The organism is Chryseobacterium lathyri, assembly GCF_019970085.1.
Classification (GTDB): domain Bacteria; phylum Bacteroidota; class Bacteroidia; order Flavobacteriales; family Weeksellaceae; genus Chryseobacterium; species Chryseobacterium lathyri.
In genome coordinates, this window is the sequence record NZ_JAHXYG010000004.1 from 305,702 (window position 1) to 319,038 (window position 13,337).

The 13,337-nt window shown below is 37.5% G+C and carries 12 protein-coding genes; 10 read left to right on the forward strand and 2 right to left on the reverse strand.

Translation table 11 applies throughout. The features are described from left to right. Positions 1–21 precede the first annotated feature (21 nt). The 9 genes from LC418_RS14500 to LC418_RS14540 all read left to right on the forward strand — a co-directional run bounded on the left by LC418_RS14500 (position 22) and on the right by LC418_RS14540 (position 10,933). The gene (locus LC418_RS14500; RefSeq protein ID WP_111953091.1) at positions 22–414 is read left to right on the forward strand and encodes an acyl-CoA thioesterase; all 393 of its coding nucleotides are present in this window, start codon (positions 22–24) and stop codon (positions 412–414) included. Beyond that, positions 411–971, forward strand: coding sequence for a helix-turn-helix domain-containing protein (locus LC418_RS14505; RefSeq protein ID WP_223559652.1), 561 nt, complete (start codon positions 411–413; stop codon positions 969–971). Before LC418_RS14500 ends, LC418_RS14505 begins: the two co-directional genes overlap by 4 nt. A gap of 199 nt (positions 972–1,170) precedes the next feature. Continuing rightward, positions 1,171–4,029: a heavy metal translocating P-type ATPase gene (locus LC418_RS14510; protein ID WP_223559653.1), complete on the forward strand. Its 2,859-nt coding sequence runs from the start codon at positions 1,171–1,173 to the stop codon at positions 4,027–4,029. 4 nt (positions 4,030–4,033) lie between these two features. Beyond that, positions 4,034–4,762: a DUF72 domain-containing protein gene (locus tag LC418_RS14515; protein ID WP_223559654.1), complete on the forward strand. Its 729-nt coding sequence runs from the start codon at positions 4,034–4,036 to the stop codon at positions 4,760–4,762. Positions 4,763–5,085: 323 nt separating this feature from the next. Next, on the forward strand, positions 5,086–5,952 hold the full coding sequence (locus LC418_RS14520) for a polysaccharide deacetylase family protein (protein WP_223559655.1): 867 nt from the start codon (positions 5,086–5,088) through the stop codon (positions 5,950–5,952). Between the two features lie 116 nt (positions 5,953–6,068). Next, a complete protein-coding gene (locus LC418_RS14525; protein ID WP_223559656.1) occupies positions 6,069–6,728 on the forward strand; it encodes a YggS family pyridoxal phosphate-dependent enzyme in 660 nt (219 codons plus the stop codon). A gap of 56 nt (positions 6,729–6,784) precedes the next feature. Next, complete coding sequence (locus tag LC418_RS14530) at positions 6,785–7,969, forward strand: sigma-54-dependent transcriptional regulator (protein WP_111953079.1); 1,185 nt, start codon at positions 6,785–6,787, stop codon at positions 7,967–7,969. Positions 7,970–8,072: 103 nt separating this feature from the next. Further along, positions 8,073–9,434, forward strand: coding sequence for an MATE family efflux transporter (locus LC418_RS14535; protein ID WP_111953077.1), 1,362 nt, complete (start codon positions 8,073–8,075; stop codon positions 9,432–9,434). Positions 9,435–9,919: 485 nt separating this feature from the next. Further along, positions 9,920–10,933 carry a terpene synthase family protein gene (locus LC418_RS14540; protein ID WP_223559657.1) on the forward strand — a complete coding sequence of 338 codons (1,014 nt, stop codon included), beginning with the start codon at positions 9,920–9,922 and terminating at the stop codon, positions 10,931–10,933. A gap of 294 nt (positions 10,934–11,227) precedes the next feature. Here LC418_RS14540 and LC418_RS14545 read toward each other — a convergent pair whose 3' ends face one another. Beyond that, on the reverse strand, positions 11,228–11,731 hold the full coding sequence (locus tag LC418_RS14545; RefSeq protein WP_174772301.1) for a GNAT family N-acetyltransferase: 504 nt from the start codon (positions 11,729–11,731) through the stop codon (positions 11,228–11,230). 269 nt (positions 11,732–12,000) lie between these two features. Beyond that, positions 12,001–12,567, reverse strand: coding sequence for a Crp/Fnr family transcriptional regulator (locus LC418_RS14550; protein ID WP_223559658.1), 567 nt, complete (start codon positions 12,565–12,567; stop codon positions 12,001–12,003). Between the two features lie 77 nt (positions 12,568–12,644). Here LC418_RS14550 and LC418_RS14555 point away from each other — a divergent pair, with 77 nt between their 5' ends. Next, positions 12,645–13,334: an HAD family hydrolase gene (locus LC418_RS14555; RefSeq protein WP_223559659.1), complete on the forward strand. Its 690-nt coding sequence runs from the start codon at positions 12,645–12,647 to the stop codon at positions 13,332–13,334. Positions 13,335–13,337 lie beyond the last annotated feature (3 nt).

Genomic DNA, 13,337 nt, shown 5'->3' on the forward strand with positions numbered 1-13,337 from the left:
TGTGAAGTAAATTATTAAAACATGAACTATCATACCAGAAAATGGGTAAAACCCGAAGACCTGAATCCCAATCATTCTCTTTTCGGGGGAAGACTTTTACAGTGGATCGATGAAGAGGCGGCGCTTTACGCAATTATTCAGCTGGAAAATACAAAAGTGGTTACAAAATTTATTTCGGAAATTAATTTTGTGAGCTCTGCAAAACAGGGAGATATTATAGAAATCGGGATTGAAGCTACGCACTTCGGATCTTCATCCGTCACCTTAAAATGTGATGTAAGAAACAAAATGACCCACCAGACCATTATTACCGTTGATAAAATTGTCATGGTGAACCTGGACAACGAAGGAAACCCGGCTCCTCACGGAAAAACACAGATTGAATTTGTAAAAGACAGACTGAGCAAGCCATGAAAATTTTTGTAAAGAATATGGTCTGCAACCGCTGTATTTCTGCAGTGGAAAAAATATTCAGCGATGCTGGTATAGCAGTAAGCTCTGTTACATTAGGAGAAGTTGAAACCGGAACCGACATTTCAGCTGAGAAAATGAAGGCTATAGAAAAGAGTCTGCTGGATACAGGTTTTGAAAGAATCAAGGATTCCGCTCACCAACTTGTCGATAAGATCAAAAACATCATCATTATCAAGATCAGTGAGCTGGATATTGATGAAAACTTTCTTCTCTCTGAGTTTTTAAGCTCAAAAATCCCAAAAGATTACAGTTCTCTTTCCAAAACCTTTTCGCAGAACGAAAACATTACCCTAGAACAGTTCTTTATTCTTCACAAAATCGAAAAAGTAAAAGAACTGCTTCTTTATAATGAATTCACCCTTACTGAAATCGCTGGCAAGCTCGGCTACAAAAGCGTTCAGCACCTTTCTTCCCAATTCAGGAATATCACCGGATTTACGCCTACCGAATTTAAGAAACTGAAGGATCATCAAAGGAAAACATTGGATAGTTTCTGAGTTGGAATGTGAGAGAGTTCTAGAGTAAAGGTGTTTTAAAATACTCAATAATTACGGTATTAAGCTCCCCCACTCTAAGACACTCAAACCCTCCGTTTCGCCCACCCACACCGCAGGCAAAATTCTATAACTATTATCCTTAAATTTATAACAGCCTTACCAATTCATTTTGGAAATTTGTAGTATAAATTCAAGGATCATGAACAGACAATATAATATACTCGGAATGACATGCTCCGGCTGTCAGAAAAAAATTTCTGAAAAGCTCAACGCTATTGAGGGAGTTAGCGCCGATGTAAATCTGGAGAATAATACAGCAACCATCACTTCCGATAAAGAAATTGAACTATCGGTTTTAAATAACGCTTTAGGAAATAAATACAGACTGGAAGACCCTAAGAAACCCGAAACTACATTTGTAAAACCTCAGGACAGGGTTTCTCCGTCTTCAGTTTATTATTGTCCAATGGAATGCGAGGGTGACAAAGTATACTTTAAACAAGGTGAAAGATGCCCGGTTTGTAATATGTATCTGGTTCCCATCGAGGAAAAACATGCTAAAGATCCAAATCATAAACCCACCTACTCTTCTTCAAATCTACCAGCCAATTTTAAAGACAGCATGGGAAAATACTATTGCCCAATGTTCTGTGAAGGGGATAAAGTATATGACGAAAAAGGTGACTGTCCGGTTTGCCATATGCATCTGGAAGAAATCACAGAAGATCTTGCGAAAAATGCGGCCTCACAAGGCCATCAGCATGTTCATTCCCACCATCACGATCACAGCCATCATCATGAAGCTCCCAAAGTGACAGATGATATGGCTGGAAAGTATTACTGTCCGATGTACTGTGAAGGGGATAAAACTTATGATTCTAACGTAGGTTGTCCTGTCTGTGGAATGGATCTGGTAAAATATCCGGAAAAGAAAACTGCAAAATACACATGTCCCATGCATCCGGAGATCATTCGTGATGAACCTGGAGACTGCCCGATATGCGGAATGGATCTGGTAAGAATGCCAGACAGCGGAGAAGATGAAGAGGATGAAACCTACAATATCCTGAAAAGGAAATTCATGATTTCTCTTGCCTTCACTATTCCGGTTTTTATTCTTTCCATGGGCGGAATGTTCATCAATTTTCCTTTTTCCCATACAGTACAGGGATTTATAGAGCTTGCCTTGACGCTTCCTGTGATGTTTTATTCAGGATGGTTCCTGCTGAAAAGAGGCTGGGTTTCGTTTAAAACCTGGAATTTAAATATGTTCAGCCTGATTGCTTTAGGGGTTGCAGCAGCCTTTATTTTTAGCATTGCTGCATTGTTCTTTCCTGATATCATTCCTCATGAAATCAGAGGTCATAATCATGAAATACCACTATATTTTGAGGCAGTCTGTGTCATTCTAACCTTGGTAATTTTAGGACAGCTGATGGAGGCCGCTGCTCATAAAAAAACAGGCAATGCCATCAAGGAGTTGATGAACCTTTCTCCTGACGAAGCCAATCTCATCATCAACGGAGAAGAAAAAAGAGTATTGCTTTCCCATGTAAAAATCGGAGATCTTTTAAAGGTAAAACCGGGTGAAAAAATCCCTGTGGACGGCAAGATCACAGAAGGAAGCTCTTTGGTCGATGAAAGCATGATCACCGGAGAACCTGTACCTGTAGAGAAAAACATCAATGATAAAGTTTCTTCGGGAACCATCAATGGAAACAAAGTATTCATCATGAAAGCTGAAAAAGTAGGTGATGAAACCCTTCTTTCGCAGATCATTAAAATGGTGAATGAAGCCAGCCGAAGCAGAGCCCCGATACAGAAACTAACCGACAAGGTTTCTAAAGTTTTTGTTCCTGTTGTGATTTTGATTGCTGTTCTTACCTTTGTTTTATGGCAATTTTTTGGACCGGAAGGCAAAAGAAGCCTATTTGCTTTTGTAAATGCGGTTGCAGTTCTCATTGTTGCCTGTCCCTGTGCGCTTGGTCTGGCAACTCCGATGTCCCTGATGGTTGGAATCGGGAAAGGAGCTAAAAGCGGAATACTCATCAAAAATGCAGAGGCACTGGAACAGATGCATAAGGTTAATGTTCTGATTACAGACAAAACAGGGACTTTAACAGAAGGAAAACCGTCTGTAGAACATATTGAAACTACAGGAAACGAAAATAAAAATGAGATCCTGAAACTTGCTTTTTCCCTAAACCAAAACTCAGAACATCCCTTATCCAATGCCGTGATCAAAAGAGCAAAAGAAGAAAATTTAACGGCTGAAAAGGTAGAGCATTTTGAAAATATTTCAGGAAAAGGAGTTCAGGGGAATATCAATGGAAAAACAGTTTATTTAGGAAATGAAAGCCTTCTGACCTCCAGCAGCCTCTCTATCCCCCAGGAATTAAAGCAAAAAGCTGTAGAAGTGCAGTCAAAGGCACATACCATCTCTTATATTGCTCAGGAAAAAACGGTATTAGGTTTCATCAGCTTTACCGATAAAATTAAAGAAACTTCCAAAAAAGCGGTTCAGCGTCTGATGAATGAAGGAATTGACGTGATCATGATGACCGGAGATAATGAACATACGGCTAAAGCGGTTGCTGGCGAATTGGGAATCAAACATTATAAAGCTGGCTGCCTTCCGGAAGACAAGCTGAATGAAGTAAAAATACTTCAGCAGCAGGGTAAAATTGTAGCCATGACCGGAGACGGGATTAATGACTCCCCTGCTCTGGCGCAGTCTGATATAGGAATCGCCATGGGAACAGGGACCGATGTTGCTATGGAAAGTGCTGAAATCACTCTTTTGAAAGGCGATATTTTAGGCGTAGCAAAAGCTAAATTATTAAGCGAAAAACTTCTTAGGAATATTAAAGAAAATCTGTTTTTTGCATTTATCTATAATGTGCTGGGAATTCCGGTAGCGGCAGGATTATTGTATCCTTTCTTTGGAATACTGCTGTCCCCTATGATTGCAGCAGCAGCCATGAGCGTCAGTTCACTCTCTGTTATCCTGAACTCACTACGGCTGAACTCTGTAGATCTGGATGCAGATATAAAATAAAGTTATGAAAAAAGGAAGTCTTTACATTGGATGTTCGGGATTTTATAATAACGACTGGAAAGGGTCGCTATACCCTGAAAATGCTCAAAGTAAAGACTTTCTTACCTTATATTCCCAGGTTTTCAATACAGTGGAGATCAATTCCACTTTTTACAGAAAACCAACCGCAAAAACCCTTTTAAAATGGCACGATGAAACTCCTGAAGAGTTTAAGTTCTTCATCAAAATTCCTAAAGCCATTTCCCATGAAAAGCGGTTGAAAGATTCTAAAGAAGACATTTCAGAATTCTGTACCCATATCCAAACTCATTTAAAAGAAAAGCTTTCCGGATTTCTGTATCAGTTTCCGCCTTCTTTTAAAAAATCGCAGGAAAACATCGATCTGATCCTGACCAGTCTTGATTTTAATTATTTAAATGTTATAGAATTCCGTCACAATTCCTGGTGGACTGAAGAAATTTTCAGTGTTTTAAAAGAAAATAATATTGTTTTTTCCGGCGTCAGCTTTCCCGGTGATCTTCCGGAAGAAATTATTGACAATCATCCTGAAGTTTTGTACTACAGGCTTCACGGAAAACCGGTCCTTTACAAATCGGAGTACAGCTTGGATTTTCTTGATGATCTTGCTGAAAAAATCAGACATTCAGAAAAAAAATCATTTGTATTTTTCAATAATACATGGGGCACTGCTGCAATTAAAAATGCACTATATCTGAAGAAAGTTTTAGAATAAGCCTCGCACACAAAATCTTTCGTGCTTATTCTAGCCAAAAAGCAAATTCACCTGTTTACTTTAAAATAATTCCCCAATAAAGGAGGAATGTTTTAATTTCAATAAGAATAGAAAAAAGCTATTGTTTTTACAATTATAAATGTTAAATTTCAAGAATAAGAAAATAGAATTGAAAAAGCATTTCGTTCTACAAAATATTGCTTAAAATAAAGTTATTAAAATAAAATTAAAAAGCAGTGTTTTATCAAATACTGGCATATAATTTGTTAACATTTCAGCAGTATTTTTAACAATTTTTAACGATTTAAACCTCCATTATCTTTATGAAAAAAATTTTTGGGGAAAAGTCAAAAAACATGGCTTTTCTGGGAATGACTGCATTGGTGAGTGCAGCTTCAATTGTATTCAACGGCTGTAACAGCAAAACTGATGTGAAAGAGTTTGAAAAAACAGTCTCACTGGAACCTCCCACCGTACAAACGGTCCCCAAAATAGATGATGAGAGCGTAGAATCTGATAAAAGAATTATCTACCTTACTTTTGATGACGGCCCCAACCAGGGAACGGAAAATCTCCTTAAAATATTAAACAAAAGGAATGTATGTGCAACTGCTTTTCTGGTAGGAAAGCATGCCTACGGAAGCAAAAGACAAAAGGATGATATGGAGCTTTTAAGAAGCAATCCGCTGATTGAGCTTGCCAATCACAGCTTTAGCCACGCCCATAATAAATATACTGATTTTTACAAGAATCCTGAGGCTGTAGTCCATGATTTTGATATTGCTAAAGACAGCCTTAAGCTTTACGATAAGATAGCAAGAACTCCGGGAAGAAATATCTGGAGGCTGAGCAATATTAATGTTACTGATATTAAAAGCTCCACCGATGCCGCAAACGGCCTTAAAAAAGCAGGCTATAAAGTAATTGGCTGGGATCTGGAATGGAGACCTTCTCAAAAGATGACTTTAAAGGGAAGCCATGAAGCCATGATTAAGAAGGTGGACAGCATCTTTCTTAATGATCTGGAAAAAACATCAAGACATCTGGTTTTTCTTACACATGACCAATACCTCAGAGATGCAGATTCCATCAATGAACTGGATATGTTTATTGAAAAGCTTCAGAAAAGCAATAAATTTGTCTTCAGAAAGATTTCTCAGTATCCGCAGATCAATGACATTCTTAATTAATGTAATACTCTATCAATGTAACAATTACATTGATGGTAACCGCCAACTAGCAACTAGAAACAACAATTTTACAGATTCATTAGTTTTTTGCTTTTAAAATTCAGAAATTTGCATTCATGGATATTAAAGAAAATTATACAGCAATACAAAATCAGCTTCCATCGGGAGTTCAGCTTGTAGCAGTTTCAAAAACGCATCCGGTTGAAGCCATTCAGGAAGTCTATAACCTTGGGCAAAAAGTCTTTGGCGAAAATAAGGTTCAGGAGCTTATGGAGAAATACCCTCTCCTTCCAAAAGATATCCAATGGCACCTTATCGGACATCTGCAGACCAATAAAGTAAAGTATATTGCTTCTTTCATTGATACCATCCAAAGTGTGGATTCTGAAAAGCTTCTTATAGAGATCAGTAAGGAAGCCGGAAAAAACAGCAGAACCATTAAAGTACTGCTTCAGGTAAAAATTGCAGCAGAGGAAACTAAATTCGGACTTGAGATTGCTGAAGCAAAAACATTATTCCAACAGTATATTGACGGAAAATTCTCCAATGTTGAAATAACCGGCCTGATGGGAATGGCCACATTTACAGATGATAAAGAACAGGTGAAAAGAGAATTTTTAATTTTAAAAAGGCTTTTTGATGAATTAAATCAATTAAAAACCCTCGAAACTTTATCTATGGGAATGAGTGACGATTTCCCGGCTGCCATTGAATGTGGTGCCAATTCCGTAAGGGTTGGATCCGCCATTTTCGGCAGAAGAGATTACTCAAAATAGTATATTTAGGTATAGTTTTTGCTAATAATTGAATCAAAAAATCTAAATTTGCAACTATGCAAAAAATCCTTATTGTAGAAGACGAAAAAGCAATCTCGGGAGTATTACACAGTATCCTTTCTGATGAACTTACCGATTACGAATTTGTTATCGCTGAAGATGGCCTTGAAGGCTACAAACAGATAGAAAAAGAAGATTTCGCATTGGTGATCTCTGATATCAAGATGCCTAAACTTTCAGGAACAGAACTTTTAAAGCAAAGTATGATCTTAAAACCTGAAAGCACATTCATCATGATCTCTGGCCACGCGGATATTGATTCTGCTGTTTCCTGTCTGAAGGAAGGTGCATACGATTTTATTTCCAAACCTATTGATATCAACAGACTGATCACAAGTGTAAAAAATGCTTTAGCCAAAGAAAGTCTGAAAAAGGAAAATAAAAATCTTCAAACTGAAAATAAGACCTTAAAGAAAAAGGTTAACAAAAAATACCAGATGATCGGCGATTCTCCTGCTTTGAAGAAGATTCAGGATATGATCGAAAAGGTAGCTGCTTCTGATGCCCGGGTTTTGATTACAGGGCCAAATGGTGCTGGAAAAGAACTCGTAGCCCATGCTATCCACAATCAAAGCGAGCGCGCAAGAGGCCCGATGATCGAAGTAAACTGTGCCGCTATCCCTTCTGAGCTTATTGAATCTGAACTTTTCGGACATGTGAAAGGTTCTTTTACAGGCGCTATTAAAGACAAGCAGGGAAAATTCGAGCAGGCAACCGGCGGTACCATCTTCTTGGATGAGATCGGAGATATGAGCCTTATTGCTCAGGCCAAGGTTTTGAGGGCATTGCAGGAAAGCAAAGTTTCTCCTGTAGGAAGTGATAAGGAAATAAAAGTTGATGTAAGGGTAATTGCAGCAACCAATAAGAACATGCAGAAGGAAATTGAGGAAGGGAAATTCAGGGAAGACCTTTACCACAGGCTTTCTGTAATTGAAATTTATGTTCCGCCGTTGGATGACAGAAAAGAGGATATCAAATTATTGGTAGATCATTTTTCCGGATTAATTGCCGATGAGCACGGTACTGCCGTGAAAAAGTTTGATGATAAGGCGATTGAGGCGCTTAAAGTTCTTTCATGGACTGGAAATATCAGGGAATTGAGAAATGTTGTGGAAAGATTAATTATTCTTGGTGGAAATACTGTTTCCGAGGAGGATGTTGCAAGTTTTGTAAGGAAATAATTTAATTGAACATTAAATATATGATAACAATTTGCAGTAGCCTTACTGCAAATTTTTTTTTGCCCTACTTTTAAATATTAAACTATATGAATCATAAACTATTATGAACTTTTTAAACAAAAACTATACGAAAGAATGCCTTACCCTGGCTCTTCCTGTCATGCTTACGCAGGTTGGGCAGGTCTCGGTGAATCTGTTCGACAATATCATTGTCGGGAAACTTTTAGGTGCTGATGCACTGGCTTCCGTTTCATTGGGGAATGCTGTATTTTTCTCGGTGTTCGTGCTGGCACTGGGATTTTCATTTGCTATTCCTCCTCTGGTTTCTGAAGCACACTCTAAGGAGGATCACGGAACTATTAATTCCGTATTCAGTCACGGATTTGTGATCAATATGTCTGTGGGGATTATTTTAATGGCTATTCTGCTTTTAGGGATGCCGCTACTCTATCATTCCGGACAGCCGGAGAAGATCATTCCGAATACGGTAGATTTCCTGGGTATTATGGCGATCAGCATGATCCCGTTTATGGCTTTTCAGACGCTTCGTGAAGTTTCTGAAGGATTATCCTATACCATAGGCGTTACCAAGGCTACGATCATTGCCAATATCATCAATATTGCCCTGAACTATGTTTTCATCAAAGGACTTTGGATCTTCCCTGAAATGGGAGTAAAAGGTTCCGCCTTAGCAACATTAATCTCCAGAATATTTATGGTGGTATTCCTGTATGTGGTATTGGTTAAAGAGAAAAAAACAAGACGTTATATCAAAGATTTCTCTTTAAAAATACAGGTTTTCTCCAGAAATATGTTTGATAAGATGGTGAAACTGGGGCTGCCTACCGCTTTACAGATGTTCTTTGAAGTTACGGCTTTCGCAGGTGCTGCATTTATTTGTGGTCTAATTTCGGCTCACGATATTGCTTCTCACCAGATCGCCCTAAGTATGGCTTCATTTACCTTCAACCTTTGTGTAGGATTCAGTGTGGCTTCAACGGTCATGATCGGAAGAAAATTGGGTGAGCAGAACTTTGTTGAATTAAGAAAGGTCGGGATCAACAACCTGAAAATAGCCTTTATTTTCATGTGTATCTGCGGAATGATCTTCATTTTGGGAAGAAATATTTTACCGACTTTCTTTACCAAAAAAGAGGAAGTTGAAGTGATTATGCTGGCTTCAAAATTAATGATTATCGCTGCTTTATTCCAGCTTTCGGACGGCGTTCAGGTAACGGCTTTGGGGATGCTCAGAGGACTTCAGGATGTAAAGATCCCATCGATCTATACTTTTATCGCTTATTGGGTGATTACCATTCCTTTAGGGTATTTCTTATGTGTCACTTTAAAAATGGGGGCATTCGGAATGTGGATCGCTCTAGGACTGGGCCTCACAGTTTCTGCAGTTTTCCTGGTGAAGCGGTTTTTAAACATGTCTGCGAAGAGAATTAAGCAGAATTCTTAATTAGATAATAATTAACTAAAAAAAACTGCGCGAAGTCTTCGACTTCGCGCAGTTTTTTTAGCCAAGAATAAGAAAATATTGGAAAAATTATCAATATTAATTAACCTACAATCACATCACCTACGAAATTATATTTGATGAATATTGAATATTTTAAAATAAAATTTTATTACGGATAATAAATTCTTATTTTAGTATTCAAAACTAAACCAAAAAACATCACAATATGAACATGAAAATTTCAACACACTTGAGCTGCTTTACAAATAATTTCAATATCCTTTTCCAGCATTAAAAAATCCCCAACCTGGTTATTTTTTTCAATCAGTAATCAAAACGAGGTAACCAGACAGTATGCATTACAATATCTTAAGGTAATCCAGCATGAACATCTGAAAGAATTTGTGGAGCATAACAACTTAGAAGATAATAACATATTGAGTATAAATACAATTTTTTTTCATTTTAAACTAAAACCATATATTATGAATCAATTTAATGTGCCCAAGCCAGTATACCCTTGGGAAACCCTCTCAAGCCCTTTCGCTGGAACTTTCTATGAAGAAGAAACCAGTTGGTATGACCAGGATTATCAATTCTTATCAAAAGAGGCAATGACCCGGTACAGAAAAATGCGGTTAGTTGATGTAGGCCCCTTTATGGTACCTGCAGCTACCGAAAAGGACAGAATTCTCCATGCAACGCGTTTTGCTATTTATATGACAGTGACTGATGATTATGTTGAACTTTTGCCCGTAAAGGAAATTGCAGCAATCAGAGACCGTATTTTTGAGGTGATGATGGGAGATGATCCAAAACCGGAGGAAATAGGCATGTTCCGTCAAATGCAAACAAACAGAAAGGAATGGATTGCGCTTGGGATGCCAGACTTCTGGCTTGAGCGGATCGCTAAGAATTATAAATACCGTTTCGTTACTGATGGAATTATGGAAGAATCACCATATAAAATCAGTAAAGATATTCCTCCTATTCCTCTTTTTCATTTAATCCGTGCAAATTCCATAGGAATGATTCCATTTGTTGATTTAATTTGCCCTTCAACTGGTTTTGCTTTACCTGATTACATTTATAATCATACCGTTATACAGCGTATTATTATGCTACAGTCAATCATTGTTGCTCTTCAGAACGATTTTGCAACTATTGGCAAAGAGCTCGCCATAGAATCAGAGATTTTCAATATCATCAAATTATTACAGCATCACAATAAAATTTCTTTTGATGAAGCCTGCAAAGAAGGAATGAGGATTCATGATGAGCTTGTAAATGAATTTGTAACATTATCAAATCACCTACCGGATTTCAGTCCATATCAAAAGGAGACAGAGGAATTTATTTATTACATAAAACAAATGATCAGTGGGTTAAATAATTGGTATTATAAAAGCGGAACAGAACGATATGAACCTGGTGGATTTGCTGTGCCACCCAATGGAAAAGGTGAGACAATGGACAGAGTAGAAATTAAATATTTCTAGGACTGATAGTTAATATTTTACAAAATTTAAATCTTAATAATTCAAAAGATCACATGCCATGTAGCCATTACCTTGGCCGACTTTATCCATTCACATGCAGAGCAGATGGGGAAAGATACAGGATGGATAATGGCTACATTTTCCTGACAGAATAATAGCCTGAAATATACAAAAATGAGACTGCATGTGTACTGCTAGTATGGTACCTGACTTAACGCTTCAGCAATTTTTTATCCAAGAATAAGAACTCTACAAACTTAAATTATAATCCTCCATATACCAAATAAAAGAGATTTAACTCACCTTTTTCCCTAAAATTGTCAGGCTCCTTTCTATTCCATCCAAAATGGCCACATCTGGAAACATTCCCCAATCTTCAAATCCAAAATTCCTGAAAAGTTTCAGGCTAGCTTCATTATGTGAGAAGATAAATCCAAGAAGTGTTTTTATCCCTAAACTTGGAGCCTTATCAATACAGTATTCCATTACTTTTTTCCCAAAACCTTTTCCTCTGCAGGATTCATCGAGGTAAATACTCATTTCAACGGTTCCATTGTATGCAGGCCTTCCATAAAATGAAGAAAAGCTCACCCAACCTACTGTTTCATGATTACTATTTTCAATGATCCAAAGTGGTCTTGTTTCAGGATTATGTTCATCAAACCATTTTTTCCTGCTTTCTACAGTAACGTTTTCAGTATCGGCAGTCACCATTCTTGACGGAATGGTAGAATTGTATATCTCAACAATTCTTTCTAAATCTTTCAGGTCAGCATTTCTGAATTGCAGTTCTCCCATTTTATAAATTCCGGTTTTATCTGTACAAAAATACGGAGGATAATATTTTTATGAGCAGAAATTCAATCAATAATTGTAATTAATAGGAAGGATGAAAGATGGTTATTATTAGTCTTCCAGATAGCCTTGTCAAGGTTTTGAACCTTGACAAGGCTATTGCTCGATATTTTTACAGTAAAAAAGTAATCTAATTGTTCTCCTATGAAAACATACTGGTTGTCTTTTAACACTCAATAACTTCCCTCTCCCATCCTCTATCCTCAACTTGTTTACTTCCCTAAATTCTTCAAAGTCCGGTTCAGACTTCTTACTGTAATTCCCAGGTAAGCAGCCATATCCTCTTTTGAAATCTCAATTTCTTCATGTTTCTGCAGTTCAAGAAGCTGGGACAAAGTATGTTCAGCCGCGTACAACTGCTGATAAGAGGCTCTTTTGGATGTATTGACAATGCGTTCGGCAAATACGTCCAGCAGCAGATTATTCAGTGAGAGGTCAGTTTTAATCAAAGTCCTGAAATACGGTATAGCTACAGCATACACAGTAACGTCTGTGACTGCTTCAATACTGCAGAGGCAGGAAATATTCCGGATCAGTTCTATTTCCCCGATGATCTCACCTTTTCCCAGAAATTCAACAATATATTCCTTGTCGTTTTCTTCAACGAAAAAACATTTGGTAATTCCCTCTTTGATCAGCATTACTTTAGAGGGTTCTTCGTTTTGCGTGAATATTCTATCACCTTTGGGAAAAGATCTTATCACAATATCTTCTTTTCGTTCCTGTTTTTCGTATAGATCTTCCAGATAATTTAAAAATAGCTGATTGGTCCGTAACATATTTTATCCGGGACAAATGTCCTTTTCTGTTTGAATTTTTATATTGAATTTTGTCACGAGAAAAATACAAAAGTAAAATGAATAATCATATAACAACCATCGCTTTTGATGCAGATGATACACTATGGATCAATGAACCTTATTTTCAGGAAGCAGAAGAAGAATTCTGTGTACTTCTTGAAGATTATCTGCCACAGCATTCTGTCTCTCAGGAATTATTTAAAACTGAAATGAAAAATCTTCATCTGTATGGCTACGGGGTAAAAGGATTTATGCTTTGTATGATAGAAACCGTGAGCAGAGTTTCGGACGGTACAGCATCGATGCAGCTGATTGATAGAACCATTGAAATTGGTCAGGAACTCCTGCAGAAACCTATAGAATTACTGGAAGGCGTTACCCAAACATTAGATGCATTAAAAGGAAAATACAGGCTGGTTGTGGCCACAAAAGGAGATCTCCTGGATCAGGAACGAAAGCTTAAAAACTCCGGACTGCAGGACTATTTTCACCATATAGAAATTATGAGTGACAAAAAGGAAAGCGACTATCAAAAGCTGTTGAAACATCTGGACTGTAAACCAGAGCAATTTTTAATGCTCGGGAATTCTATAAAATCAGATGTTCTTCCAGTACTGGAGATCGGAGGCTTTGCAGCACACATTCCTTATCATGTGACCTGGAGCCATGAGCAGCATGAACATCATCTGGAACATGATAACTTCATGGAACTGACAAGTATTGATGAAGTACTGAAGTATTTATAAAAA

Coding starts and splice junctions, on each gene's coding strand:
- LC418_RS14500 (WP_111953091.1), top strand. CDS start 22: ATGAACTATCATACCAGAAAATGGGTAAAACCCGAAGACCTGAATCCC.
- LC418_RS14505 (WP_223559652.1), top strand. CDS start 411: ATGAAAATTTTTGTAAAGAATATGGTCTGCAACCGCTGTATTTCTGCA.
- LC418_RS14510 (WP_223559653.1), top strand. CDS start 1,171: ATGAACAGACAATATAATATACTCGGAATGACATGCTCCGGCTGTCAG.
- LC418_RS14515 (WP_223559654.1), top strand. CDS start 4,034: ATGAAAAAAGGAAGTCTTTACATTGGATGTTCGGGATTTTATAATAAC.
- LC418_RS14520 (WP_223559655.1), top strand. CDS start 5,086: ATGAAAAAAATTTTTGGGGAAAAGTCAAAAAACATGGCTTTTCTGGGA.
- LC418_RS14525 (WP_223559656.1), top strand. CDS start 6,069: ATGGATATTAAAGAAAATTATACAGCAATACAAAATCAGCTTCCATCG.
- LC418_RS14530 (WP_111953079.1), top strand. CDS start 6,785: ATGCAAAAAATCCTTATTGTAGAAGACGAAAAAGCAATCTCGGGAGTA.
- LC418_RS14535 (WP_111953077.1), top strand. CDS start 8,073: ATGAACTTTTTAAACAAAAACTATACGAAAGAATGCCTTACCCTGGCT.
- LC418_RS14540 (WP_223559657.1), top strand. CDS start 9,920: ATGAATCAATTTAATGTGCCCAAGCCAGTATACCCTTGGGAAACCCTC.
- LC418_RS14545 (WP_174772301.1), bottom strand. CDS start 11,731: ATGGGAGAACTGCAATTCAGAAATGCTGACCTGAAAGATTTAGAAAGA.
- LC418_RS14550 (WP_223559658.1), bottom strand. CDS start 12,567: ATGTTACGGACCAATCAGCTATTTTTAAATTATCTGGAAGATCTATAC.
- LC418_RS14555 (WP_223559659.1), top strand. CDS start 12,645: ATGAATAATCATATAACAACCATCGCTTTTGATGCAGATGATACACTA.